The sequence below is a fragment of the Actimicrobium sp. CCI2.3 genome, from assembly GCF_035019065.1.
In the GTDB taxonomy this organism is placed as follows: domain Bacteria; phylum Pseudomonadota; class Gammaproteobacteria; order Burkholderiales; family Burkholderiaceae_D; genus Actimicrobium.
This window is the reverse complement of the sequence record NZ_JASJWR010000015.1, coordinates 67,488-94,314: the sequence shown is the minus strand read 5'-3', so window position 1 is coordinate 94,314 and position 26,827 is coordinate 67,488. Positions and strand designations below refer to the sequence as shown.

The following is a 26,827-nucleotide window of genomic DNA, read 5'->3' as shown; positions in this document are numbered from 1 at the left end:
ACTTTTTCGAAAATAAAATTTGCTGGAAGCGTAGTCAGCCATTTCCATTCTTGGATTCGGCTTTATTCAGTGGTTCCCTAACATTAGCAGAGGCGACGCTGGTAAAATTTGCATCCTCATCCAATTCTTTTAATTTCTTTTCAACTGAATAATTACTGTTATTACTATTGCTTGGTTGCGGTCGATTTAATATATTACTTGCCAAATAATCTGCACTTAACGTCTTTTGAGGGTCCTCCATAATAGATAAATTATTTTTATCGGATATATAACCAAAATCGGTTATTCTCCTAAAGTGCTCACGAGCAATGTCAGCAGAGGCTTGCAACATATTTAAGTGAAGGCTACGTATTGCACGTTCAGCTTCAGAAGAATTTTCATCTAATTTACCAATTTCTTTAACTTCATTTATTCGCGCTTGCAACTCCTTTTTCAACCATTCAAATTTATTTTCTTCTATAAATTCAGGAGCTTTTTCTTTTTCTTTTTCTTTTATTTTATTTTTAAGAACGTTTAGAGATTTACCAACCAATTCTTTGCGGGCTTCAAGTGTTAAATTTGTTGGAATAGAATAATCGCCTTCACTACTCGCTACTTCAATTGCATTTCGAGATTGGATACCGCCACGTGTCAGCTCACTGCTCTCCCCCAGAGTAATTGAGGAATGTATTTCATCTTGATTAGTGGATGTGCTTTCGCTGTGGTCTTCAAACGGATTCCAAGAATCAAAAAATACCGGTAATTCCGTGTGAGTCGGGGAACTGGAAATAATAGGAAGTCCGTCATCACCTCTCTTTTCCCCAGGGGTCCAACTTGTTAATTCTAATTCACGATTAAATAATGGATCCTCATTAGACAAATGCTCACTAGAAGTCGAATCAGAGTCAACTATATTTTTTGTATTAGTAGATATTTCCTTCGAGACAAGTAGCTTTTTGGGCCTCTTTTTTATTAGGCTGTCATTTGGATTTGATGGCAGCAATTTACGGTTTGGATAAGGGCGAGTATTAGCGCTAACTTCATTAGGGTCTTCGTCATATTTGTGCCTGCCAATTGAAGTTTTATTATTAGAAGATTTAAGGTTGCTCGATTCTTCTAACCTTCCCTTCATATTTGATGGCACCAATTTATCTTCCATACTAGACACAGAACGAACGCTATCTTCACTACCATCATCGCTATGGTCGTCATCACCAGATTCGTGCCATCCAATGGGAATTCCATCATCAGGAGGATTAAGGTCCGCGTTGACGGAAGAGGTCGTGGGATCGAGAGCGGGGACCGCAGTGGTAGTGGCAGCGGGAGCTCCAGCGCTAGTGGAAGCGGCATCAATAGGGCGACGTTGCAGAAGACGAACAAAGCGATTTGTACCAATTATTTTCTCTGTGGCTTTCCGAAATTGCGCACGTACATTGGGTTGTATATAACAAGCTGCGACATCGTTATCGTTTTTGGGTGGGTTAGGATCAAGGAGACGACCAATATCCCATTTGCCATCTGGCCATGTTGTCATCTGCTTTCTTTGACTAACTATTTCAAACAATTTATTAAAATCTTTATCATTAGGCTGTGATTTTTTAGCGATGCAATAGGCCTTGTAATCACGCAATAAATTTAAACTATTTTTAATAAATTTTCCAAGCCCGGGGGGAGTAGGTTTATATTTGTTCGGCAAACGCTCCATCACCTCCCTGAATGTCGAAAGCACAGCTTTAAAACTGTCAGGATTATTCTCAGTTGCACGAAAATGTTCTTGAAATTCAGGATTCACGTCTGCACTAGAATTACTACGGACCGATCCAGTATTCCTGTTAGTAGTAATTCCAAAAATACGATCTATTAGGCGAGCCATATCAACCTCAATAAAATTACCGTCAATGCCACAATGCATCGATCCGGAGATGAACTTATGTGGCCATTCCCCTCGTGCAGTTCCACCATTGCCGTTTTTAATTACATCGTTGCGATCTGGCTGCGCTGGATCGCGTCATGCAGGGAATCAAATCAGTCGAATGACAAAGTCTGCGCACGTGAAGGTGCGACGCAACGCCGCACGGCAGGCATCAGCAAGATCGATTTTTTTGGTCAGAAAAATGCTTGACCGGAGAACGACCTCGCCTCCCACGAAGACAGCGCAGGCCGGGTAACAAACCCAAGAACCCGCGCAGCACCTGCGCGAACACGCATCAACCCTCACTCACTAGAACTAGAACTGGAAAATGCCTCGCCGCTGGTGCCACGAGGTAACGACGCCGGCGGTATGGCGTGGCTGGTCGTGACATCGCTGGGATTGTCTTGCGCCGGATAAAACGGCTGGTGCCGTGGTCGCAGTATGAAGGGCCGATTGGATGGACTGTCGGGACTGCCCGTCAGCAGAGGCATCAACGGAAGTGGTGCCCCGCGGTCTCGGCCGGGGAGGCGAGATGTCCGTGGCGCAGGTACCCGGCCCACGGCAGGAATAACAGGCTCGGCAGAAAAAATGCCTCCATGCGACCTGCTGATTGCTGGCGGCAAGAAAGCGAGAGCCGGCGATTGTCGCCCCCCAACGCTAAACAAGCTCCTGGCATCTTCTGCCGTCAGCGCGCGTCGTGGTGGCCGCATCGCCAGCGGGCGCGAGGGACCGTCCAGATTTTCAGGCAACACGGGCAGACGCTGGCGAGGTGGCCTGCCCCCGTACCCTTGGTCTGTCGCATCAACGTTCTGCGCATGACCTGCATCCGCCTCATCAGAGATAGCGGGAGCGTCGACATCTTGCGCTAGATTAAAACTTGAACTTGAACGTGTAATAGAAAACTCTGCTGGGCCCGGACTTGAAAGCGTAGAACCAGACCGACCAGCTTGTGCTTGCCGAGCCGTATTGAGGTCCGACAGTTCCGCTAACGGGAGGGAAAACTGCGGAACGACTGCATCGAGGGGCAGCGCCCCCTGCCCTGTTGATGGCGAGCCAGGCAACGACCTGGCTTCGTCCTCTGCAACACTCGAAGACGGCCTTACACCGGCCGGAACATCTTCCTCCGTGCGAGTAATCGAAGGCGTCGTGGCCTGGTTTTCTGTGATCTGTTGACGTCTGGCATGTCCTCTTGATGTTGCAGTGGACAATGCAGCGGGCGATGAAAGCGATGGGGAGGAACTACCTTGCGCTGGCGCGGGTTGCGCTACAGCCGGAGAAGCTGGTGCGTCGCCCCAACAACACAACGTGCGGACAGCTTGTTTGATTCGATCCATGAAAACCTCTGTCAATAACCGTCAGTGCCACATGGCACGGATTCGGAGTTGAACGTATGTGGACGTTCTTTCCGGATAGTTCCAACGAAACAAAGCAAGACAGGATTCATCCTCGCCGACGATGACACGATCACGGAGCCTTGCGAGGAGAGAAAGGAAGGAAAATGTGCCGCATGACCGGTGGACGATCAACTGCGGTGTGTACGATGACTGCTGCCGCGTGGCGCGGAAAAAGCGAGCCGGATGGACTCAATCAGGCGCGAGAATTCCCGTCTGGTGCAGGGCTTCGACAAGTTGTCGGGTACGGCAATCAATGAGTTGCCGGACTGCCTCGATATCCTTGCTACGGGCCGCCTGGAAAGCAGCCGATTGTTGCTCGCGCTGCGCCAGTAACGGTCCGAGCTTGGCTTGCTGACTGGCAGCCTGACCGGCAATGTCACGCGCGACGACCAGCTTGGCGGCGTCGAAACGCTGCAAGCCGTCCAGTGTGTCCGCCAGTGCATCCATGCAGTCGAACTCGAATTCGACACTGCTCAGGATCTGGCCGGACAACTCGGCCCGTTGCCGCGTTTGCTCCGGGCGAACCTCGCTGTCAGGCTTGGGCAACGACCGATAGCGGTCCAGCAATTCTCTGGTGGCGTCGATCGCCACGCGCAACGTGATGCTGGCGTCCGTCGCGGTTTCGCTCAAGGCAACTTCAATCGGACGGGTCTGGCTTGCGTGCTGAAATTTATTGAAAGCATGACTGCTTTTTCTGAGTGCCTGTTCGGTGCGCGTGGCACCGCCGTCTTTCCTGATCACGGCGACAGCGTCTTTCTGGTCAATGACTAATCGGGGGACGGACTCGGGCTCGGCGCGCACGAGGACTGGCGACGGGGCCCAAGGGCGCTGAGATAGGGAATCAAAGTATTTAGGCATGATTGTCAGCGGCAACTTGTCAAAACAATTCCAAATTGCAACTTTAAGAGTGGGGTATGGATTTGAGTGGTGTGATGGCGTGATCAGTTCCAGTGACTCGCACTTTTTTTCTGCTAGGCGGGAGACACCGCATCCGGTGCTCTCCGCCAAGCGGTCAGATCTGGGAGCCTGTCGGGCTTAGGGAGAATCGGCTGCAAAAATACCTGGACGGTCCATATTTCACCGCTTTCTTGGCCAATAGCTCGCTATTGGCACTGCGAAACCGGCAAAATCTGTCCTCGCCCAGCTATTTTTTCGCTTCGATTCCCTAAGTCCGACAGGCTCCTAGCGAAGCCGCGCCGCCGCAATGGCATTCCCGGCCCGGCTCACGGCCTTGCGCCCGAGGTGCTGCGAGATGAACTGCCCGGCGTCGACCACTGCATCCAGATCGATGCCGGTGGTAATCCCCAATCCCTGCATCAGGTACAGCACGTCCTCGGTGGCCACATTGCCGGTCGCTCCCTTGGCGTACGGGCAGCCGCCCAAACCGGCCACCGACGCGTGGAAAATCGCTACGCCGACTTCCAGACTGGCGTAAATATTGGCCAGCGCCTGCCCGTAGGTGTCATGAAAATGTCCCGACAACTGCGCCAGCGGAAACTCCTGCGCAGCGCGCTGCATGACAGCCTGTACCTGATGCGGGGTGCCCACGCCGATGGTGTCGGCAATGTCGATTTCATCGCAGCCCAGTGCCTGCATCCGTGCGACTACATCGGCAACACTGTCGAGCGACACCACGCCCTGATACGGACAACCCATCGTGCAACTGATGCTGCCGCGCAGACGCATGCCGTTCTGTTTGGCCGCCGCAGCAACCGGGCGAAACCGCTCTATCGACTCGGCGATCGAGCAATTGATATTCTTTTGCGAGAAGGCTTCGGAGGCCGACGCAAAGATCACGACTTCGTCAGCCCGCACCAGCAGTGCGGCATCGAATCCCTGCCTGTTCGGCGTCAGCGCCGAATACACCACGCCGTCGCCGCGCACGATCTGCGCCATCACGTCGGCCGAGGTGGCCATTTGCGGCACCCATTTTGGCGAGACGAACGAGGCCGCTTCGATATTGCGAAACCCGGCTTGGGTAAGCCGGTCGACCAGCGCGATCTTGATCTCGGCGGAAATGATTTGCGCCTCGTTCTGGAGGCCGTCGCGCGGGCCGACTTCGACAAGTTTGACGTGGGTGGGCAGAGTCATGTCAGTATCCTTTCGTGCGATCAACCAGACCGGCAACCGGCTGGCCACGCTCCATCTGTTTGATCTTGGCGGCGATCTGCCGCACGCTGTCGCCACGCAGGGTCAGCGCGGAAATATGCGGCGTGATCGTGATGCGCGGCTGGTTCCAGAACGGGTGATCGGACGGCAGCGGTTCTTCCCGGAACACATCAAGCGTCGCGCCACCCAGATGACCTTCGTCGAGCAGGTCCAGCAAATCCTGCTCGACCAACTGCGCGCCGCGCGCGACATTGATCAGGTACGCGCCCTTGGGCAACATCGCCAGCGTGGCGCGATCAAGGATGTCGGTGGTCTGCGGCGTGAGCGGCAATACGCACACCAGCACCTGCGATTGCGCGAGGAAAGCAGCAAGCTCGTCGGCACCGGCATGCGACTGCACACCGGCAATTTCCTTGCGGCTGCGACTCCAGCCGCGCACCGGAAATCCGCATGACAGCAACGCCTCGGCAATGCGCGTGCCAAGCACGCCCATGCCAAGAATGCCGACCGAAAATTCTTCCTTGCGGCGCGGCTTCAGGAAGCGCCATTGATGGTCGCGGGCCTGCGCATCGAATTCGTCGAAGCGGCGAAAATAACGCAAGACCGCATGGCTGACATAGTCGGCCATCTGCACCGCCATGCCGGCATCATCAAGCCGCACCACCGGCACGCCAGCCGAGAGTGCGTCGCCGAGTTGCAGGATGGCGTCGACACCGGCACCCAGATTGAAAATCGCCTTCAGGTCAATGCGACCCTGCAGCATCGCCGCAGGCGGTTTCCAGACCACCGCGTAATCGGCCGGGGCGGTATCGCCCTCGTGCCAGACGCGCACATCGGCCAGCGGCAACGCAGTGTGCAGCTCGGTCAGCCACTGTTCGGCGGGACCGCTGTCGGCATAGTAAATAATCTGCATCAGATGTTCCCTATTCGATGACGAACGACAACAGCGGCGCGCCTTCCGTGACCTGGTCGCCGACGACGTACAACACTTGCTCGACCACACCAGCAGCCGGTGCGGTAATCGTATGTTCCATTTTCATGGCTTCCATGATCAGCATGGCCGCGCCCTTTTCGACGCTGTCACCGGCGGCGACCAGCACCGCGACGATCTTGCCCGGCATCGGCGCGGTCAGGCGTCCGCCTTCGGCTTCGGCTGCTCCCGAATGCGCGAGCGGGTCGGTCCATATCAGCGCCGTGTGCTGGCCATCAAGATACACATGCAGCTGCTCGCCATCGCGCACGACAGTACCGCGCACGGTCTGCTCGCCGAGGTGCAGCGTGATCGCGTTGCCGTCGTGGCGCAGGACTTTCATCATAGTGGTCGCGTCACCGAGACCGAGCTGATAGCCATCACGCAAGTAAATTGCACGCAATGGATAGGCACCTGCCTCATCCGAAAAATCCAGCGTGCGTTGCAACGGCACGTTCATGCGCCAGCCATCGGTGCTGGCCCACGGGCTGGCTTCAATGGATTGTTCTGATTGCAGCAACGCCGCGGCGGCCAGCGCCAGCACCGGCAAACTCGCCGGCAGCGGCGGCGGAAACAGCGCCGCCTGATTGTGTTCGATCAGCCCGGTATCGAGCTGCGCACCGGCGAACGGGGCACTCTCGACCAACCGTTTCAGGAAGCCGATATTCGACGACAGGCCCACGATCCGGTATTGCGACAGCGCGTCGCTCATCTGGCGCAGCGCCGCATCACGGTCCTTGCCCCAGACGATCAGCTTGGCAATCATCGGATCATAAAACGGCGAGATCGCATCGCCTTCGCGTACGCCGCTGTCGATGCGGATGACGCTGTGTTCGTGCAGGTCAATCGGCGTACTGAAGCTGATCGCCACCGGCGTCGCAAGATGGCGCAGCGTGCCGATCGACGGCAGGAAACCCTTCTCCGGATTTTCGGCATAGATGCGCGCTTCGAGTGCATGGCCATTGATCTTCAACTGCTCTTGCCGCAGTGGCAGCGGCTGACCCGCCGCGACCCGCAATTGCCATTCGACCAGATCCAGGCCGGTGATCATTTCGGTTACCGGATGCTCGACCTGCAGGCGGGTATTCATTTCCATGAAATAGAACGAGCCATCCTGATTGGCAATGAATTCGACGGTACCCGCACCGACATAACTGACCGCCTTGGCCGCTGCGATCGCGGCCTCGCCCATCGCGCTGCGGCGGGCCAGCGTCATGCCCGGCGCGGGTGCTTCTTCGAGTACTTTCTGATGGCGGCGCTGCACCGAGCAATCGCGTTCAAACAGGTAGACGCAGTCGCCTTGCGTGTCAGCGAAGACCTGGATTTCGATGTGGCGCGGCGCGCTCAGGTATTTTTCGACCAGCACTTTGTCGTCACCAAAACTGTTGATCGCCTCGCGCTTGCACGATGCCAGCGCGGCGATAAAGTCCGCACTGGCTTCGACGATACGCATACCCTTGCCGCCACCGCCGGCGCTGGCTTTGAGCAGCACCGGATAACCGATCTGATCGGCTTCGTGACGCAGGAAACCGGCGTCCTGATTCTCGCCGTGATAACCGGGCACCAGCGGCACGCCGGCCTTGCTCATCAATTCCTTGGCGGCAGACTTGCTGCCCATCGCGCGGATGGCCGAAGCCGGCGGGCCGATGAAGACCAGCCCGGCGGCAGCGCAGGCATCGGCGAAACCGGCGTTTTCGGACAGGAAACCGTAGCCCGGATGGATTGCCTGCGCACCGGTGGCGAGCGCGACGGCAATGATCTTGTCGGCACGCAGGTAGCTGTCCTTTGCTTCGGCAGAACCGATCCTGACCGCTTCGTCGCACAGGGCGACATGGCGCGCACTGGCATCGGCATCGGAATAGACCGCGACGGTCTTGATACCGAGCCGACGGGCGCTGGCAGCAACCCGGCAAGCAATTTCGCCGCGATTGGCGATCAGGATTTTGGTGAACATGGTGGTCTCTTTGTTGTGGTTATTCTTGCGCGTGGGTCGCGCTTCGTTGTCCATTTTTTGATGCGCTCGGTGCAATGCCCTTCGGTTATCGCACCCTACGGTTGGGCGGGCGTCGATCCGAATTTTCGTAGGGTGCAATAACCGTAGGGCATTGCACCGCGTGTACTGACGGCGGTCGTCAACGCCGGCACTCTCCTGTTAAATCAATGACACCCTTCGGCTTCGATCTTGGTCGCCCGCGTCCGCATGCCGAGCTTGGCCAATAAAGCCTGGTCTTCTTCGACTTCCGGATTGCCGGTCGTGAGCAATTTGTCGCCATAAAAAATCGAATTCGCGCCGGCCAGAAAACACATCGCCTGCACCGCTTCGCCCATTTGCCGACGTCCAGCCGACAAGCGCACCCGTGCAGTCGGCATCGTGATTCGCGCAACCGCAATCGTGCGCACGAATTCGAGCGGGTCCAATGCCTCGCTACCAAACAGCGGCGTGCCTTCGACCTGCACCAGATGGTTCACCGGCACTGATTCGGGATACGGCGTGAGGTTGGCCAGTTGCGCGACTAACCCGGCGCGTTGCAGGCGCGATTCGCCCATGCCGACGATACCGCCGCAGCAGACCTTGATACCGGCACCGCGCACGCGACCGAGCGTGTCAAGACGGTGCTGGTAATCGCGCGTCGAGATCACGTTGCTGTAAAACTCAGGCGCGGTGTCGAGATTGTGGTTGTAGTAATCGAGGCCGGCTTCCTTGAGTTTTTCAGCCTGACCGACGCCGAGCATGCCCAGCGTGGCGCAAGTTTCCAGACCCAGCGCCTTGACTTCGCGGACCATTTCTTCGACCTGCTCGAGGTCGCGGTCCTTTGGTTCGCGCCACGCGGCACCCATGCAAAAGCGCGTCGCGCCGTGGGCCTTGGCCTGACGTGCGGCTTCCAGCACGGTGGCCAGCGGCAGGATTTTTTGCGCGGTCACGCCGGTGTCGTAACGCGCTGCTTGCGGGCAGTAGCCGCAATCTTCCGGGCAACCGCCGGTCTTGATCGACAGCAGCGTGGCCAGTTCGACTTCGGTCGGATCGAAGTGTTCGCGGTGGACTTGCTGGGCCCGGAACAGCAGTTCGTTGAACGGCAAGTTGAACAGCGCGAGCACGTCGTCGACCGGCCAGGCGGTGGCAACAATGGCCGGCGTGGCAGCTTGAAATGCAATGGTCTGTGATGTCATGAAGAAAATCCTGGTAAGTAAATGGGTGAGCTCAAGTCAGCCAGGCTGGCTTGCGTTTCTCGAGAAAGGACTGGACGCCTTCGCGTCCCTGGGTCGATGCGCGGACCATCGCGATGCGCTCTGCCGTATCGGCAATGAGCGCGTCGGTGATCGGTGCGCCGGCGATATCGCGCACCAGTCGCTTGGCTTCGCGCACCGCGTCCGGACTGGCCGAAACCAGTGCCTTGACGATGCCAGCAACGCTGGCCGCTAGCGTCGCTGCCGGGACCGATTGTGCAACGAAACCGATGCGCAGTGCATCGGCTGCGTCGAACCGTTCGGCGGTCAAAAAATAACGCCGTGCCGCATTGTCGCCCATGGCCTTGATCACGTACGGAGAAATCGTCGCCGGGATCAGGCCAAGCTTCACTTCGGACAAACAGAATTGCGCGTGATCGGCCGCGACCGCGATGTCGCAAACCGCCACCAGCCCCATGCCACCGGCATAGCAATCGCCCTGCACGCTGGCCACCACCGGCTTGGGACACAAGTAAATTGTGCGCAACATGATCGCGAGTCGCCCTGCATCGGCGAGGTTGTCGGCATCGCTGTAAGTGGACATCTGCTTCATCCAGTTCAGGTCGGCACCGGCGCAGAACGCGACGCCTTCGGCAGCGAGCACGATGGCGCGCACCGTCTCATCGGTACCGAGCGCGGCGAACACCGTGGTCAGTTCGGCGATGCTGGTTTCGTTGAAAGCATTGCGTACCTCGGGACGGTTCAGCGTGACCGTGGCGACACCAGCGGCGTGATGCAGAGTGAGGGTTGAGTAGGTCATCATCATCACATCCGGAACACGCCGAATTTGGTCTCGGCAATCGGCGCATTGAGCGCCGCGCTCAGGCCCAGCGCCAGCACCTTGCGGGTGTCGGCCGGGTCGATGACACCGTCATCCCACAAGCGCGCCGAGGCGTAATACGGGTGGCCCTGCTGCTCGTACTGCTCGCGAATCGGCTGCTTGAAGGCCTCTTCTTCGGCGGCGCTCCAGCGGCCCCCTTTGCCTTCGATGCCATCGCGCTTGACGGTGGCCAAGACGCTGGCAGCCTGATCGCCACCCATTACCGAGATGCGCGCGTTCGGCCACATCCACAAAAAGCGCGGCGAGAAAGCACGACCGCACATGCCGTAATTGCCGGCACCAAAACTGCCGCCGATGATGACGGTGAACTTGGGCACCGCAGCCGTCGCGACGGCGGTGACCATCTTCGCGCCATTGCGGGCGATGCCTTCGTTTTCGTATTTGCGACCGACCATGAAGCCGGTGATGTTCTGCAAAAAGACTAGCGGGATCTTGCGCTGGCAGCACAGTTCAATGAAGTGCGTGCCCTTTAAAGCCGACTCCGAAAACAGGATGCCGTTGTTGGCGATGATCCCGACCGGCATGCCGTGGATGTGCGCGAAACCGCAGACCAGCGTGGTGCCGTAACGCGCCTTGAATTCGTCGAACTCGCTGCCATCGACGATGCGGGCAATGACTTCGTTGATGTCGAATGGCTTGCGGGTATCGAGCGGGATCACGCCATACAATTCTTCGGCCGGATACTTCGGTTCGATGCTCTCGCGCAGGGCCAGTTGCTCGGGCTTGCGGCGGTTCAGGTTGGAGACGATGGTGCGCGCCAGAGACAGCGCATGCAGGTCGTTTTGCGCGAGGTGGTCGACCACGCCGGACAAGCGCGTATGGACGTCGCCGCCGCCAAGGTCTTCAGCACTGACGACTTCGCCGGTGGCGGCCTTGACCAGCGGCGGGCCACCCAGAAAAATCGTGCCCTGGTTCTTGACGATGATGGATTCATCGCTCATCGCCGGCACGTACGCACCGCCGGCGGTGCACGATCCCATGACCACCGCGACTTGCGGGATGCCCTTGGCCGACAGCGTGGCCTGATTAAAAAAGATGCGGCCGAAATGGTCGCGATCCGGAAAGACATCGTCCTGATTCGGCAAGTTGGCACCGCCGCTGTCGACCAGATAAATGCAAGGCAAGTTGTTCTGGTCGGCGACCTCTTGTGCGCGCAAATGCTTCTTGACGGTCAGCGGGTAATAGGTGCCACCCTTGACGGTGGCATCGTTACAGACAATCACGCATTCGAGGCCCGAGACGCGGCCGATGCCGGTGATGATGCCAGCCGATGGGGCGACGTTGTCGTAGACATTGTGCGCGGCCAGTTGCGAAAATTCGAGGAACGGCGTGCCGGGATCGAGCAGCATCATCACGCGGTCGCGCGGCAGCAATTTGCCGCGCCCGACGTGTTTGGCGCGGGCATCGTCGCTGCCACCCAGGGCGATCTGTTCGACGGTGCGCTTGAGGTCATCAACGACGGACTGGATGGCGGCGGCATTGGCCTTGAAATCATCAGCGCGAGGATTGAGTTTTGATTCGAGGATCATGGTGTGCGGGTACTTTCCGGAAAACTGCCATCCACATAAAACCAGTAGCCCTGTTCGCGCACGAAGCGACTGACTTCGTGCAGGCGCTGGGCGCGGCCGTTGATCTTGTAGCGGGCGATGAATTCGACGATGGCGGTGTCGCCATCGGTGCTGGTGTGGCGGATCTCGAGTCCCAGCCACTTGGTGCTGTCGTCGGCGACCTCGAGCGCTGCAGGACGTGTGCGTGCGGCCCACGTTGCGGCAATGTAGGCGTCGTCGTGTCGGGTATAGGCGGTGTAGCGCGAGCGCATCAACTGCTCGGCGCTGGCCGCTGGCGTACCGGCCAGAATCGGCCCGCAACAGGTTGCGTAGTCGGTGCCGCCGCAGGGACAGGGTGCTGGTTTGGTCATGGCGCGGTCCTGGTGAATGGTGTGCTCACGCCAGCGCCCGGCCAATCAGGATCTTCTGGATATCGCTGGTGCCTTCGTAAATCTGGCAAACCCGCACATCGCGGTAAATCCGCTCCACCGGAAAATCGCTGACGTAGCCATAGCCGCCATGAATCTGGATCGCATCCGAACAGACCCGCTCGGCCATTTCGCTGGCGAACAGCTTGGCCATCGCTGCCTCTTTCAGACACGGCACGCCGGCATCTTTCAGGCTGGCGGCGTGCCACGTTAATTGGCGTGCTGCTTCGAGTTGGGTGGCCATGTCGGCCAGCTTGAATTGCACGGCCTGATGTTCGTAAATCGTCTTGCCAAAACTGCTGCGGTCCTTTGCATACGCCAGCGCCGCATCGAACGCCGCGCGCGCCATGCCGACGGCTTGCGCGGCAATGCCGATGCGCCCGCCTTCGAGTCCTGACAAGGCAATCCGGTAGCCTTGCCCTTCGTCGCCGATCAGGTTGGCGGCGGGAATGCGGCAATTGTCGAACAGGATGGACGCGGTGTCGGACGAGTGCTGGCCGAGCTTGTCTTCGAGCCGGGTGACGACATAACCGGTCGTGGTAGTCGGCACCCAGAACGCGCTGATGCCACGCTTGCCGGCGGCCTTGTCGGTGACCGCCAGCACGATGGCGACATCGGCATGCTTGCCACTGGTGATGAATTGCTTGGTGCCGTCGATCACATACTCGTCACCCTCGCGCACCGCCGTGGTCAGCAAGCTGGACGCATCGCTGCCGGCATGCGGCTCGGTCAGGCAGAACGCGCCGAGCATGGTTCCTTGTGCCAGCGGACGCAGCCATTGCTGCTGTTGCGCCGGATTCGCGTACATCATCGCGATGCTGCAAACCGGACAATTGTTGACCGAGATAACGGTCGAGGTACCGCCATCACCGGCGGCGATTTCCTCGATCACCAGCGCCAGCGCAAGGTAATCCAGACCCGCGCCACCGAGTGCTTCCGGCACCGCGACACCATACGCACCGAGCGCAGCCAGGCCACGCAGTTCGTCTTGCGGAAAATGGTGTTCCTTGTCCCAGCGTGCCGCATTGGGAACGAGGCGCTCCTGCGCAAAACTGCGCAGGGCATCGCGGATCATCTCGTGTTCAGGACTCAGTTGCATGGGGTCTCCGGTCCGGTGCTACCAGATCAGTGGTGTACCGTTGTAATTGAAAAAATGTCCGTTGCCAGCGGCCGTCAGACCGGCCAGCGTGCTGCGAATGCCGGCGGCGCTCTCGGAGACATCGAGGTCGGCACCATCACCACCCATCGCGGTGCGTACCCAGCCCGGATGCAGTGCGACGCAAATCGCCGGGGCATAACTCAGCGACGCATCGACCAGCAGCGAGTTGAGTGCCGCCTTGCTGGCGCGGTACAGCCAGCCGCTGGTGTTGCTGCGCAGGCTGATCGATCCCATCGACGACGAGGTCACGGCCAGCCGTCCGCCGGAACGGGCCACGATCGGTCCGAGCAGTGGCAACAGGCGCATCGCGCCAAGTACGTTGGCATGCATGACGGTATCAAACTCGTCGGCACTCGGCGTGGTTGGTGCGCTGGTTTGCGGGCCGTAGACACCGGCGTTGAGCAGCGCGATGTCGAGCTGTTCGGCCTCCAGTTGTTTGCCGAGCGCGATGCATTGCGCGGCATTGTCGAGGTCGAGCTGCAGGACTTCGCAACCAAGTGCTTCCAGCGCGGCCGCATCGGCCGGCTGGCGTACGCTGGCCAGCACGCGCCAGCCATCGGCACGGTACTGACGCGCCAGTTCAAATCCGATGCCGCGCGAGGCACCGATGATCAGTGCTGTCTGCGCGCTCATACCATCTCGATCGCGACTGCGGTGCCTTCGCCGCCACCAATGCACAGCGTGGCAATGCCGCGCTTGCCGCCGGTTTTTTTCAGCGCACCCATCAGCGTGACGATGATGCGGGCACCCGAGGCACCGATCGGATGACCCAGTGCGCAGGCACCGCCGTGGATGTTGATCTTGCTGTGCGGGATATCGAGTTCGCGCATCGCGGCCATCGGCACGACGGCGAAGGCTTCGTTGATCTCGAACAGGTCGACATCGGCCAGCTCCCAGCCGGTCTTGACCAGCAGCTTTTCAATCGCGCCGACCGGTGCGGTGGTGAACCAGTTCGGTGCTTGCGAATGACGGCTATGACCAATGATGCGGGCAAGTGGCGTGCAACCGAGTTTCTTGGCCATCGATTCGCGCATCATGACCAGCGCCGCCGCGCCATCGTTGATCGACGACGACGATGCCGCCGTGATCGTGCCGTCTTTCTTGAAGGCGGCCTTGAGCTTTGGAATCTTGTCGAGCTTGGCTTTTTGCGGACCTTCATCCTTGTCAATGACGATGTCACCGTTGCGACCCGCGACGGTGACCGGCGCGATTTCCCAATCGAACGAGCCATCGGCGGCAGCGGCCTGTGCCCGTGTAACGGAGGTGATGGCGAAGGCATCCTGCTCTTCGCGGGTGAACGCGTATTTGTCGACGCACTCTTCGGCGAAGGTGCCCATCGAGCGACCTTTTTCGTAGGCGTCTTCGAGGCCGTCGAGCATCATGTGGTCGTACATCATGCCGTGGCCGATGCGGTAACCGCCGCGCGCCTTCGGGATCAGGTACGGCGCGTTGGTCATCGATTCCATGCCGCCGCTGACGACGACATCATTGGTACCGGCCAGCAGCGAATCGACCCCGAACATGGTGGCCTGCATTGCCGAGCCACACATCTTCGACATCGTGACCGCACCCGCGGAAACCGGAATACCGGCCTTGATCGCGGCTTGCCGTGCCGGTGCCTGCCCCTGGCCGGCCATCAGGCAATTGCCGAACAGGACGTCGTTGACCAGTGCCGGATCGATACCGGCACGCTCGACCGCAGCGCGGATCGCGACGGCACCGAGTTCGCTGGCTGACAGCGCCGAGAAATCGCCCTGGAAAGCACCCAGTGGAGTGCGGGCGGCACCGACGATGACGATAGGATCGAGTAGGACGTTGGACATAGGTATTCTCCTGTTCAGGCAGCGGTTGCTGCGGGGATGATGTGATTGGGTTGCTCTTGATTCGGTTGCTCTTGATTCGGTTGCTCTTGATTCGGTTGCACGCGATTTAATTGCTCGATAATCGGTTGCTCGTTAAGCGGTCGCTCATGATGCGGTTTGTAGCTGAAGCGGCATTCCTGCGGATACGGGAACACATCGTCGAAATGGCCATCGAGAATGCGCTGCTTGTAGCCTTGCCAGTACGCGGCGCTGAGCAGGTCGGCATGGTGCTTCATGAAATATTTGCGTACCGTCGGATTGCCCAGCAAGAAGGTGCCGAACTGCTCCGGGAACACGTCATGGCGGCCAATCGGATACCACGGCTCGGCCGACAGTTCGTCTTCTTCATTGCGCGGTTGCGGGATGGTGCGAAAGACGCAATCGGTGATGTATTCGATTTCGTCGTAGTCGTAAAACACCACGCGACCGTGCTTGGTGACACCGAAATTTTTATACAGCATGTCGCCCGGGAAGATGTTGGCCCGGACCAGTTCCTTGATCGCATTGCCGTATTCCAGTACGCCGTGTTCGATGGCGGCTTCGTTGCCTTCTTTTTCCGCATTCGACAACCAGATATTGAGCGGGATCATGCGGCGCTCGATGTACAGATGACGAATGATGACCTGGCCGGATTCTTCTTCGACTAGCGAGGGCGCAACGAGTTTCAATTCAGCCAGCAATTCATCATCGAAGCGTGCGCGCGGAAACGCCACGTTCGAGTATTCGAGCGTATCGGCCATGCGGCCGACGCGGTCATGGTTTTTGACCAGCACGTATTTTTCACGCACCAGCGCCGGGGTAGTTTCCTTTGGTGGCGGGAACGCATCCTTGATGACCTTGAACACGTACGGGAACGACGGCAGCGCAAACACCACCATCACCAGTCCCTTGATACCGGGCGCGATTTCGATGCGGTCTGACGAATGCCGCAAGTGGTGCAGGTAATCGCGATAGAACAGGGATTTGCCGTGTTTTTGCAAACCCAGCATCGTGTAGATTTCGCTGCGCGGTTTTTTGGGCAGCATGGTCCGGATGAATTGCACATAGCCGGACGGCACCTCCATGTCGACCATGAAATACGCCCGCGTAAATGAAAACAGCACGGTGATCAGGCCGGTATCGAACAGCACCGTATCGAGTATCAGCTCGCCCTTGCGGTTATGCAGGATAGGCACGACGAACGGGGTTTCGCGATTGCCGTTGATGCCCCGGCCGACGATGTACGCGCCCTTGTTGCGAAAGAACAGGCTGGCCAATACCTGGATCTGCCGGTTCGGCTCCGACTTTTCTTCGCCGAACACGGCTTTGAAGCGCGCTTCGACCAGCCGGACATCACGATCCAGATCGGCAAACGGACAAGCCAGCTGGAAATCCTCGGCGATACGCCGGATGGTCTGATGCAAGCCATCGGTGGCCGGGTAATACACGCGGTAGGTCGGTGCCGGATCATTGGTTTCGATGTACTCAGTCGAAATGACGGGGCGCACGAAAATGAAATCGTTATGGAAATAAGTGCGGTGCAGGATTTTGCAGCAGACCGTATTGAAAAATGTTTCGGCCAACTCGGGTTGCTTGTGATCGGTCAGCAAACCGATGTAATGCAGCTTGACCTCGCGCCAGACCGCGTCGGTCAATTCCTCAGTCTCGTATTCGTCTTCCAGCACGGTGACGCACTCACCCACCCGCTTGTCATAAAACGCAATGCGCTCACGCAGACAGGACTGCTGCAACTGCCATGCACTATGTTCAAAATGGCGCTTCGCATCCTCGCTGGTGGCACGAAACAAGCGGTAATGCTTGTCGAACCCATCGAGGATGGTGCGGGCAATATCGAACGCGATTTGCGACGAAAGCAGCTTGGGGAAAGCAACAGTCATGTCAGACTCCGAGGGGCACAGGCCGGGAGGGTAGTGTAGCGCCGTGCAGAGTGGAGTGCGGGTCGAGTTCGTGCGCGGCCAAGGCTTCGTGGTCCCAATTCGTAGGGTGCAATAACCGCAGGGCATTGCACCGGATGCACTGTCTGCGGCAACTGAAACGGTTTGCACTCCGCCACGACCAAGCCGGAGACGGCCGGGCCGCTCCCGGCTTGGTCATGACGAAGCAGCAGCTGAATCAGCAGCTCCAGCACGGAAACTGGATGGCAAGTGCTCCGCAATCCGCAAGCAGGGTCAAAGTAATTTTCGCGATAAGGCCTGCGAAAAAAAACTCTGACCCTGGTTGCTAGCGGTGGGGATTGGCGACGTCCTGAAAAGGCAAGCCATGAGAGTAGTTGATTAATGATGCGGTTGAAGTTGCTGTTGCTGTTGAAGTTGCTGTTGCTGTTGAAGTTGCTGTTGAAGTTGCTGTTGAAGTTGCTGTTGATCTGGCCGTTGACCTGTTCCGCATTGAGGCAGCTGCCAAAAGTCGGAGTCAGGCAGGGGAAAAAGAGTGACGCATGTCTGAGCGAAGCGAGTTTGCGGCACTCCCCCTGACTGGCTCCGGCTTTTGGGAACCCGCAGGGCAGCCGCCTCGCGGTCGCCTTTTTCTTGGTTACTTCTTTTTGGCGAAGCAAAAAGAAGTGACCGGCTGCCGGGCCGCCCCCGGCTTGGTCGTGGCGAAGCACATCAAGAATCAGCAACCCCGGCACGGAAATTGAATGGCAAGCGCTCCGTAATCCGCAAGCAGGGTCAGTGTAATTTTCGCAATAAAGCCTGCGAAAAAAAACACTGACCCTGGTTGCTACCGATGGAGGTTTGCGACCGCAAGATAAAGCGAACCGGAGCACCCCAAACGACATCATCAACCCAACCCCTACCGCGTCTCGTTAAACAACTCACGCCCGATCAGCATCCGCCGAATCTCGCTCGTACCCGCCCCAATCTCATACAACTTCGCATCCCGCCACAAGCGCCCCGCCGGATACTCATTGATATACCCGTTGCCACCCAGCGCCTGAATCGTCTCCCCCGCCATCCAGGTCGCCTTCTCGGCCGAATACAGGATCGCCCCCGCCGCATCTTTGCGCAACGCCCGCACGGCTTCCGGAGAGGTCGCCCGATCGCAGGCCTGGCCAACTGCGTAGACATAGGCCTTGCACGCCATCATCGTCGAATACATATCGGCCAGCTTGCCCTGCATCAGCTGGAATTCGCCGATAGCCTGACCAAACTGCTTGCGCTCGTGCACGTAGGGCACCACCACATCCATGCACGCCTGCATGATCCCGAGTGGTCCGCCCGACAACACGGAGCGCTCGTAGTCGAGACCCGACATCAGTACATTGACGCCCTTGCCCAACCCACCGAGGATATTCTCGGGCGGTACTTCGCAATCGCGAAATACCAGTTCGCCGGTATGCGAACCGCGCATGCCGAGCTTGTCGAGTTTTTGCGCGACGCTAAATCCCTTGAAGTTTTTTTCGATCAGAAAGGCAGTCATGCCACGGGCACCGGCTTCCAGGTCGCTCTTGGCGTAGACCACCAGCACGTCGGCATCGGGACCATTGGTGATCCACATCTTGGTGCCATTGAGGACCCAGCGATCACCCTTCCAATCGGCGCGCAGCTTCATGCTCACGACGTCAGAACCGGCGTTCGGCTCCGACATGGCCAGCGCACCGATGTACTCGCCACTGACCAGTTTCGGCAAATACCTGGCCTTCTGTTCGTCGCTGCCGTTGCGCTTGATCTGGTTCACGCACAGGTTGGAATGCGCGCCGTACGACAAGCCCACCGACGCCGAAGCGCGCGAGATCTCTTCCATCGCAATGATGTGCGCGAGATAGCCCATGCCGGTGCCGCCGTATTCTTCGCCGACCGTGATGCCGAGCACGCCGAGCTCACCCATCTTGCGCCACAGGTCCATCGGAAACTGGTCCGTGCGGTCGATCTCGCCAGCGCGCGGGGCGATCTCGGCGGCGGCAAACTGGGAGATGGTGTCGCGCAGCGCGGCGATGTCTTCGCCGTGGTCAAACGTCAAGCCGGGCAGGTGGAGCATGGCATCCTCGGGTGATCGGAATCGGATTAAAAGGGTAAGGAATCATATCTTTAATTGACGTTAACGTAAACGTCAATTCAATCAGGCTGACTTGGTACTGGCGGCTGTCCGGGCACGCTCTTTTTTGGTTGTTCGCCCGTCCAGCAATTTGCGGCATTGCGCTTCGTGCGCGCTGATTTCGGCGAGCGTGATGTCGATGTCTTCCCGCTGCATTTCGAGTGTCAGCCGGTGCTGGCCGAGTACTTCCATGAAGTGCTTCATCTGGGCGATGGTGTCGCGCGGCGATTCGTACATGTCGACCAGGATCTTGATTTCGGACAGCGTCAGACCGAGTCGCTTGCCGCGCAATGTCAGTTTGAGGCGGGTGCGTTCACGGGCGCTGTAGACCCGCACCCGTCCGCTGGCACCTTCACGACTAGGACTGAGCAAGCCCTGGTCTTCGTAAAAACGGATCGCTCGTGGCGTGATATCAAATTCACGGGACAGCTCGGTAATGGTATAGGTAGACATGCGTTTAGAATCTGCTTTACGTTAACGTCAATCATTGTAGGCGCAGACGTCCCGCCTGTGCGTACCCTTTACCGAAAAGCCCGCCATGAATCTGCTCGAATCCCAGCTCGATTATCCGTTCGGCGACACCTTGCCGGCCGACGCCAGCCTGCTTGAGGTCGCCCCCGGCGTCATGTGGTTGCGCATGGGCTTGCCGTTCGCACTGAACCATATCAATTTGTGGCTGCTGAAGGATGTGTTCGATAGCGAACACGGCCCGGTGGACGGCTGGACTGCCATCGATTGCGGCGTTGCCAATGACGCCACGCGCGCGGCGTGGGAAACCATTTTTGCGAACGGCCTGGACGACCTGCCAATCCGGCGCGTCATTGCCACGCACTGTCATCCCGACCACGTCGGTCTGGCCGACTGGCTCTGCACGCGCTGGCAGGCACCACTCTGGATGACGGCAGGCGAGTATGGTTTTGCGCGCATGATGTCGGCCAGTTTGCCAGGTGTCGACGGCACCGCGGCGCTGCCGCATTTTCAGCGTCATGGCCTGACCGATGCCGCGCTGCTGGCCACGCTGGGCGAACGCAAGAGCTATTACCCGACGCTGGTGCCCGGCATGCCGGCTTCCTACGTGCGTCTGCAGGACGGCCACGACGTCACGATTGGCGGACGGGCCTGGCGTGTCATTACCGGCTTCGGCCACTCGCCGGAACATGCGTCGCTGTATTGCGCCACGCTGGACGTGCTCATTGCCGGCGACATGGTGCTGCCGCGCATATCAACCAATGTCTCTGTGTTTGCGATCGAGCCGGAAGCCAATCCGGTCCGGCAATTTCTTGATTCGCTGGCAAAGTATGCCGATCTACCGGACAGCGTGCTGGTGCTACCGTCGCATGGAAAACCGTTTCGCGGTCTGCATGTGCGCATCGGTCAGCTCAATGAGCATCACGCTGCGCGTCTGGCCGAAGTACGCGAGGCCTGTGTCACGCCGCAATCGGCGGCAAGCATCGTACCGGTGATGTTTCCGCGTGCGCTGGACGCCCATCAACTGACGTTCGCGCTGGGCGAAGCGTTGGCGCATTTGCATTTGCTGTGGTTCGACGGGGTGGTGCGGCGCGTCACCGGAGCCGACGGTGTGATGCGATTTGTAAGCACTGACGGTGATGGTGCGCCAACCAACCCCTAGCCAAGCAAGCGCTCGTAAGATGTTTCAGTCACGCCGTAGCAGGTACATGCGGCGGCGATCACGCCATCACGATCGAGGATCGTGATCGTGCCTCGTCGGTAACTGATCAGCCCGCGCGACTGCAAGGCCCGGGCCGCAAGCGTGATCCCGACGCGGCGCACGCCGAGCAGGTCGGCCAGCATCTTGTGGGTCAGCTCGAAGGCGTCCTCGTCGACGCGGTCGTGCACCATCAGGAGCCAGTACGCGAGACGGGCCTCGAGCAAATGGAATTGGCAGCAAGCCGATTTGCGGATCAGGTAATCGAGCGTCAAATGCAGGTAACTCGACACACGGCGCCTGAGCAGGGGTAACGCTTCCAGCAGCAGCAGGAATTTGTTGCGACTGATGCGCCAGGCATCGCCCCCCTCCTGGACAGAGGCCTGCACTTGCAGCGATGCGATGCCCGTCGTGAGCGTGCTGCCGAGCATGCCCTCGTGCCCGATCAGGCTGACACCCAGCTGTGTACCGTCCTCGGTCGGCGTGGTCAGGCAGATCGTGCAATCGATAGGAAAATATACTTGCGCCATAGGCTGACCCGGTTCCGCCAGGATCATCCCGCTGGTCAGCGAGACGCGCGTGCAGACAGCAAGAACCTGGTCACGATCGCGCCGGGTTAATCCAGCCAGAAGACGGTTGACGTTACTGTTTTTTTTGAGTGGTTCTGAACTGAGCAAAATGGGGTGTCCGTCGGCTGCGTGGTCTCATCGGAAAAAAATCTGTCTCTGGGATAGGTGCCCTCAGTCTAACGCCAGTTAAAACAGACTGTTGACAAAAATTTCCCATCGAAGCTGATTATCTCATTACTTCCGGTTAATTTTTTAAAGCAACCTCGAAGTAGTTCAACGACCGATCATGTGCCGGAAAAAAGGGCTCTGCTTCAGGGCCACGCGGGCTGGTTGAAAATGCGCCTTGAACTCATTCGTCCATTCATTGTCCTACGAACATATTTCTGGCAAATCGCTGCGAATGATTTACTATATGTTCGCTATCGAACATAGAAGACTGACATTCACTTGCATGGGGACTCTTCGCAACCTAAACTCCATAGGAAGGTTACCGGAACCCACATTTTATTTGTCGTAGTACAAGGCGAATCAACCCGACTGGCAATAGTCTTTCGGGCCCGAAAACTCAAGTTATCAGTCATAAATAGTTCCTGGTTACCAGAGACTGGCTGATACCACCGACATGGAATAGCTCGCGTCAATGAAAGCATCTATAGAACGAGAAGACTTTAGCGAGCGCTTGCAGCTTGCGTTGCGCAATGCCGACTACTCACCGGACAGTCCAACGCAGCTTGCCCGCGAATTCAATGTCCGGTTCACCGGCGGTCCCATCACCGTGCATGCGGCACGCAAATGGCTGGGCGGCGAGGCAATCCCGACGCAAGAAAAATTGCGGACGCTGGCACAGTGGCTGGGCGTACCAGCCGAGTGGCTGCGCTTCGGCGGCGGCGAGACGGTCAACGGCGAAACTGCCGACCCGAGTGCGCGCTTTGAATCAGCCGATGTCAAGCTGATCGCCGACCTGCAGCGACTCGACGAGACGCATCGCGGGATCGCACGCGAAATCGTCCGCTTGCTGGTCCGGATCAACCGGCCTACCTGAACTGGCCCTGCCTGATCAGGCTTGCTGTCGAAGCTGATTAAGGTAATGCAAGCCGGCGATGGCGCGACTGCCGTACCACGACAGCATCTCGCCATCAACCAGCAACACCGGCTTGCCAATCTGTAGCTCCAGACTGTCGACATGCGCTTCGGTGAACCGGTACGGCTCGCTCGACAGCAACACCATGTCGATCTCGCGAACCAATTGGTCTGACCAGGAAAAAACCGGATAGCGTGCGCTTGCAGGCTCCGGCTGCGCCGACCACTGTTGCCAGCCAATCTGTTCGAGCATGCGCGCGATGTAGGTGTCGCGCGTGACGGTCATCCACGGATCTTTCCAGATGCAATACAGTACCCTCTGAGGTCGTCCTTCGCGCAGCGCTGATAACGCGCAATTGAATTGCGTGCAAAGTAATTCAGCCGCCTCGTTGCGATCAAAAATACTCCCCAGTAATCGATACAACACCAAATTGTCGCGTGGTCCCAGCGGATGCGTGACGATCACGTGTGGCACGAAACTGGCCAGCGCGTCGACGGTCGGCTTTTCGTTTTCATCAATGTTGACGATCAGATGGGTCGGTGCCAGTGCGCGCAGTTTGCCGATGTTGACATCCTTGGTGCCGCCAACTTTGGCGATCGATTTCACCAGAGCGGCAGGATGAATGCAGAAGCCGGTACGACCGACTATCCACGGTGCCAGACCGAGGTCACAGAGTAGTTCGGTAATCGATGGCACCAGCGAGACGATGCGCGGCGCATGCGCAAAGTCGACTACCGGATGCGTCACGCCAACGGCATCGATGCGTGTCTGTCGGGGGATCATGTTGCCTCCTGTTTCCATTGGCTGGCGACCTGCGTACCGAAAAAAAAGCCCGCGCTCTTGCGAGCAACGGGCCTGACCGGACACGCTCGGGACCGATTATTTTTTTGCTGCGCGTTCGGCAACTGCCTTGGCGACCAGCGCATCCATGACCTGCATGGTCGAGGTAGCCAGCACCTGCTCGGGCTGACGTCCGCCCATCGCCGTACCGACGATAGAAGGCGAAGTGATGTACTTGCCATCAATGGCGATCGTCGGCACGCCGTCGATCTTGTAGGCTTCCTGCAAGACCAGTGCGCGCTTGACCTTGCTCGCGGTACCGAACGAGTTGTAGGTGGCGGTAAATTTCTGTTTGTCGATGCCCTGCTTGCCGACAAAGTCGAGGATGGTGGCATCGGTATCGAGGGCCTGGCGCTCGACATGGATCGCATCGAATACCTTGCGCTGCATGTCTTCGGCTTTGCCCATCGCTTCGAGCGCGTAATACAGTTTTTGCTGCGGAATGAAGGTGTCACGGAAATTGATCGGGACGCGCTTGAAGTCAATCTTGTCGCCCTGTTTCTTGACCCACTCGGCCAGCGTCGGCTCGAGCACGTAGCAATGCGGACACGAGTACCAGAAAAATTCCGTGACTTCGACCTTGTTACCGCTGTCAGTCGGCTGAGCCCGTTCCAGCGTGCGGTATTCGGCACCGTTTTGTGGCGCTGCCGGACTGGCGATCGCACCGGCCACGACCAGGCCGAGACTCAGGGTGGCAAGCAGGCGGGGAATAAATTTGGTGAAACGCATAGAACTCCTCAAGGGGTTTTAGGGGTACGGACGACCGCGACATCGACACCATTATCAGTGAGTTTGCTGCGTGCCCGGTTCATGGCATCGAGTTGACTGAAAGGACCGATACGCACCCGATAGAAAGTACCATTGTCGCTCATCCTTTCGGTAATGCCCGCCTCAAAACCAAGTAGTGCCAGTTTGGCGCGCGCACTCTCGGCATCAGGTTGGGCGCGAAAGGCACCGGCCTGCAAAAAGTAGGTCCACTTGTCGTCGCCTTCGGTCTTGGCAGTGGCCGCTTTTGCCAGATCGGCCTTGCGGTTTTTTTCTTCTGCGGATGGCGGGCTGGCTTCTTTTGCTGCGGCATTTTTTTCCGCTTGCGGATCGGCGCTGTTCGGCGGCACCGGATCGACGGCAGGCGGATTGGCCAGTTCGCGCGCCGCTTCCTTGGCAGCAGCCTTGCTGCCGTACAGCGGCTTGTTCGGATCGCTGACTTGCGCTGGCGTCAGTTCGACCCGGTCCTGCTTGCCGGTCTTGTTCAGAAAAGGCAACGCAGTCTTGTTGATGGTCAACGCAACAGCGACGGCAATACCGAGACCGACAAGTAGGCCGACGATCAGGCCGAGCAAGGTGCCGCCGGCTTGCCGGATAAGTGGATGACTGGAATGTGTATGCATGCTAATCAGGTTACATCCTCAAAGGTGCAGAAACGCCAATCAACGACAGACCGTTACGCAATACCTGACGCGTTGCCAGCAACAAGGCCAGTCGCGCCATGCGGGTCGGCAGGTCGTCCACCAGCACGCGTTCCGCATTGTAGTAGCTGTGCAGTTCGCCGGCCAGGTCGCGCAAGTAGAACGCGACCTGATGTGGTCCGAGTTCTTCCAGCGCATGTTCAAGCGCGTCCGGATAATCGGCCAGGCGCGCGAGCAACGATGCTTCGCGCGGTGCCGTCAGCGGCGTCAGGTCAACGCCATCGAGCAAGCTTGCATCACCGCCCCATTGGGCCAGTACCGAGCAGATCCGGGCATGCGCGTACTGGACGTAATAGACCGGATTTTCGTCGGACTGCGCCCGCGCCAGATCGACATCGAAAATGAATTCGGTATCGGCCTTGCGCGAAATCAGGAAAAACCGCACGGCATCACGGCCACGGGTAAGGTCGCGCGGGGTATCGATTACTGCATCGCTGACTGCATCGTCAGCCGCATCGGTCTCGACATCGCCGCTGGACCATTCGATCAGGTCGCGCAAGGTCACGTACGAGCCGGCCCGCTTGGAGATCTTGACCTCTTCACCGTTTTTCATGACGGTGACCATCTTGTGCAGCACGTAGTCGGGATAGCCCTGCGGGATACCGAGGTCAACCGCTTGCAGACCTGCCCGCACGCGGGCGATGGTGCCGTGGTGGTCGCTGCCCTGAATGTTGATGGCGTTACCGAAACCGCGCTGCCATTTGACAATGTGATAGGCCACGTCCGGCACGAAGTAGGTGTAGGTGCCATCGGTTTTTTTCATGACGCGATCCTTGTCGTCGCCATAGTCGGTGGTGCGCAACCACAACGCGCCATCGAGTTCGTACGTCTTGCCGGCCTTGATCAGGGCATCGACGGCGGCATGCACCTTGCCGTCGCCGTACAGCGACGATTCGAGATAGTAGTTGTCAAATTTCACCCCAAATGCCTGCAGGTCGAGGTCCTGTTCGCGCCGCAGATAGGCCACACCGAACTGGCGTATCGATTCGAGATCATCGACCAGGCCGCTGGCCACCACCGGCGCGCAATCAGCGGCCGAGACGGTTTTGCCGGCCAGAAAATCGCGGGCGATGTCACCGATGTAATCGCCGTTGTAGGCCGGTTCCGGCCAGTCGGCGTCGCCCGGTTTGAAGCCGCGCGCACGAGCCTGTACCGAACTGGCCAGCGTGGCGATCTGCACGCCGGCATCGTTGTAGTAGAACTCGCGCGTCACGTCGTAGCCTTGTACTTCGTACAGTGCCGACAGCGCATCACCGAGCGCGGCCTGACGACCATGGCCGACATGCAGCGGTCCGGTCGGATTGGCGGAGACGAATTCGAGCAAGACCTTGCGACCGGCACCGAGCGTGCCACGGCCATAGTCGGCGGCTTCCTGCAGCACGGTATGCACTACTTCCTGCCGCGCTGCCAGCGCCAGACGCAGGTTGATGAAACCCGGGCCGGCGATCTCGACGGCATCGACCAGACCGGCACGGGCCGGGTCGGCCAGCAAGGCGGCGACCAGTTGCTGCGCCAGTTCGCGTGGATTTTTCTTCAGGGGTTTGGCCAGCTGCATCGCAATATTGCAGGACACATCGCCATGGGCAGGATCGCGCGGCCGCTCGAGGATGACTGTCGGCTGCTGGTCGGTACCGGCCACCAGCGGTGCCAGGGCAGAGTTGAAAAGGGCAACGACGCGTTGTTTCTGGAGAGCGAGCATGAGTGTGTGGGGAGCGGGGAAGACGGACTCCGATTATACCGACGCCAC

The 26,827-nt window shown here is 58.5% G+C and carries 23 protein-coding genes; 3 read left to right on the top strand and 20 right to left on the bottom strand.

The annotated features are described in order from the left end of the window. Window positions 1-34: 34 nt before the first annotated feature. From QN370_RS10460 to aceK, 13 genes are all read right to left on the bottom strand, one after another. Window positions 35-1,771 carry a hypothetical protein gene (locus tag QN370_RS10460; protein ID WP_322125987.1) on the bottom strand — a complete coding sequence of 579 codons (1,737 nt, stop codon included), beginning with the start codon at window positions 1,769-1,771 and terminating at the stop codon, window positions 35-37. Between the two features lie 1,703 nt (window positions 1,772-3,474). Beyond that, the gene (locus QN370_RS10455) at window positions 3,475-3,915 is read right to left on the bottom strand and encodes a hypothetical protein (RefSeq protein WP_322125986.1); all 441 of its coding nucleotides are present in this window, start codon (window positions 3,913-3,915) and stop codon (window positions 3,475-3,477) included. A gap of 552 nt (window positions 3,916-4,467) precedes the next feature. Then, complete coding sequence (locus tag QN370_RS10450; RefSeq protein WP_322125985.1) at window positions 4,468-5,376, bottom strand: hydroxymethylglutaryl-CoA lyase; 909 nt, start codon at window positions 5,374-5,376, stop codon at window positions 4,468-4,470. Between the two features lies 1 nt (window position 5,377). Further along, the gene (locus QN370_RS10445; RefSeq protein ID WP_322125984.1) at window positions 5,378-6,307 is read right to left on the bottom strand and encodes a glyoxylate/hydroxypyruvate reductase A; all 930 of its coding nucleotides are present in this window, start codon (window positions 6,305-6,307) and stop codon (window positions 5,378-5,380) included. A 10-nt stretch (window positions 6,308-6,317) separates the two neighbouring features. After that, a complete protein-coding gene (locus QN370_RS10440; protein ID WP_322125983.1) occupies window positions 6,318-8,318 on the bottom strand; it encodes an acetyl/propionyl/methylcrotonyl-CoA carboxylase subunit alpha in 2,001 nt (666 codons plus the stop codon). Window positions 8,319-8,521: 203 nt separating this feature from the next. Then, window positions 8,522-9,532, bottom strand: coding sequence for a biotin synthase BioB (bioB, locus tag QN370_RS10435; protein ID WP_322125982.1), 1,011 nt, complete (start codon window positions 9,530-9,532; stop codon window positions 8,522-8,524). A gap of 31 nt (window positions 9,533-9,563) precedes the next feature. Further along, entirely contained in the window at window positions 9,564-10,349 is a 786-nt protein-coding gene (locus tag QN370_RS10430; RefSeq protein WP_322127180.1) for an enoyl-CoA hydratase/isomerase family protein, read from the bottom strand. A 5-nt stretch (window positions 10,350-10,354) separates the two neighbouring features. Continuing rightward, the gene (locus QN370_RS10425) at window positions 10,355-11,959 is read right to left on the bottom strand and encodes a carboxyl transferase domain-containing protein (RefSeq protein WP_322125981.1); all 1,605 of its coding nucleotides are present in this window, start codon (window positions 11,957-11,959) and stop codon (window positions 10,355-10,357) included. Next, window positions 11,956-12,348 carry a YchJ family protein gene (locus QN370_RS10420; RefSeq protein WP_322125980.1) on the bottom strand — a complete coding sequence of 131 codons (393 nt, stop codon included), beginning with the start codon at window positions 12,346-12,348 and terminating at the stop codon, window positions 11,956-11,958. Before QN370_RS10420 ends, QN370_RS10425 begins: the two co-directional genes overlap by 4 nt. A 25-nt stretch (window positions 12,349-12,373) precedes the next feature. Beyond that, window positions 12,374-13,504: an acyl-CoA dehydrogenase family protein gene (locus QN370_RS10415; protein WP_322125979.1), complete on the bottom strand. Its 1,131-nt coding sequence runs from the start codon at window positions 13,502-13,504 to the stop codon at window positions 12,374-12,376. Window positions 13,505-13,522: 18 nt separating this feature from the next. Next, a complete protein-coding gene (locus tag QN370_RS10410) occupies window positions 13,523-14,197 on the bottom strand; it encodes an SDR family oxidoreductase (RefSeq protein ID WP_322125978.1) in 675 nt (224 codons plus the stop codon). Continuing rightward, window positions 14,194-15,387 carry an acetyl-CoA C-acyltransferase gene (locus QN370_RS10405; RefSeq protein WP_322125977.1) on the bottom strand — a complete coding sequence of 398 codons (1,194 nt, stop codon included), beginning with the start codon at window positions 15,385-15,387 and terminating at the stop codon, window positions 14,194-14,196. Before QN370_RS10405 ends, QN370_RS10410 begins: the two co-directional genes overlap by 4 nt. A gap of 14 nt (window positions 15,388-15,401) precedes the next feature. Further along, window positions 15,402-17,303: a bifunctional isocitrate dehydrogenase kinase/phosphatase gene (aceK, locus tag QN370_RS10400; protein WP_322125976.1), complete on the bottom strand. Its 1,902-nt coding sequence runs from the start codon at window positions 17,301-17,303 to the stop codon at window positions 15,402-15,404. Window positions 17,304-17,695: 392 nt separating this feature from the next. Here aceK and QN370_RS10395 point away from each other — a divergent pair, with 392 nt between their 5' ends. Beyond that, complete coding sequence (locus QN370_RS10395; protein WP_322125975.1) at window positions 17,696-17,857, top strand: hypothetical protein; 162 nt, start codon at window positions 17,696-17,698, stop codon at window positions 17,855-17,857. 359 nt (window positions 17,858-18,216) lie between these two features. Here the strand turns inward: QN370_RS10395 and QN370_RS10390 are convergent, their stop codons facing one another. Next, the gene (locus QN370_RS10390; protein WP_322125974.1) at window positions 18,217-19,401 is read right to left on the bottom strand and encodes an isovaleryl-CoA dehydrogenase; all 1,185 of its coding nucleotides are present in this window, start codon (window positions 19,399-19,401) and stop codon (window positions 18,217-18,219) included. A gap of 81 nt (window positions 19,402-19,482) precedes the next feature. After that, window positions 19,483-19,911: a MerR family DNA-binding transcriptional regulator gene (locus QN370_RS10385; RefSeq protein WP_322125973.1), complete on the bottom strand. Its 429-nt coding sequence runs from the start codon at window positions 19,909-19,911 to the stop codon at window positions 19,483-19,485. An 85-nt stretch (window positions 19,912-19,996) separates the two neighbouring features. On the opposite strand from QN370_RS10385, the gene QN370_RS10380 reads away from it, so the two are divergent. Next, the gene (locus tag QN370_RS10380; RefSeq protein ID WP_322125972.1) at window positions 19,997-21,088 is read left to right on the top strand and encodes an MBL fold metallo-hydrolase; all 1,092 of its coding nucleotides are present in this window, start codon (window positions 19,997-19,999) and stop codon (window positions 21,086-21,088) included. On the opposite strand, the gene QN370_RS10375 is transcribed toward QN370_RS10380, so the two are convergent. Next, window positions 21,085-21,801 carry a Crp/Fnr family transcriptional regulator gene (locus QN370_RS10375; RefSeq protein ID WP_322125971.1) on the bottom strand — a complete coding sequence of 239 codons (717 nt, stop codon included), beginning with the start codon at window positions 21,799-21,801 and terminating at the stop codon, window positions 21,085-21,087. The two genes, QN370_RS10380 and QN370_RS10375, sit on opposite strands and share 4 nt — an antisense overlap. A gap of 532 nt (window positions 21,802-22,333) precedes the next feature. Between QN370_RS10375 and QN370_RS10370 the strand changes: the two genes are divergently transcribed. Continuing rightward, entirely contained in the window at window positions 22,334-22,735 is a 402-nt protein-coding gene (locus tag QN370_RS10370; protein WP_322125970.1) for a hypothetical protein, read from the top strand. Window positions 22,736-22,750: 15 nt separating this feature from the next. On the opposite strand, the gene QN370_RS10365 is transcribed toward QN370_RS10370, so the two are convergent. The 4 genes from QN370_RS10365 to argS form a co-directional block, all read right to left on the bottom strand. Then, on the bottom strand, window positions 22,751-23,557 hold the full coding sequence (locus QN370_RS10365; protein ID WP_322125969.1) for a helical backbone metal receptor: 807 nt from the start codon (window positions 23,555-23,557) through the stop codon (window positions 22,751-22,753). Between the two features lie 96 nt (window positions 23,558-23,653). Then, window positions 23,654-24,343: a thiol:disulfide interchange protein DsbA/DsbL gene (locus QN370_RS10360; RefSeq protein WP_322125968.1), complete on the bottom strand. Its 690-nt coding sequence runs from the start codon at window positions 24,341-24,343 to the stop codon at window positions 23,654-23,656. A gap of 8 nt (window positions 24,344-24,351) precedes the next feature. Beyond that, window positions 24,352-25,002, bottom strand: a complete 651-nt coding sequence (locus QN370_RS10355) for an SPOR domain-containing protein (RefSeq protein ID WP_322125967.1) — start codon at window positions 25,000-25,002, stop codon at window positions 24,352-24,354. A 10-nt stretch (window positions 25,003-25,012) separates the two neighbouring features. Next, window positions 25,013-26,779, bottom strand: a complete 1,767-nt coding sequence (argS, locus tag QN370_RS10350) for an arginine--tRNA ligase (RefSeq protein ID WP_322125966.1) — start codon at window positions 26,777-26,779, stop codon at window positions 25,013-25,015. Between the last annotated feature and the right edge of the window lie 48 nt (window positions 26,780-26,827).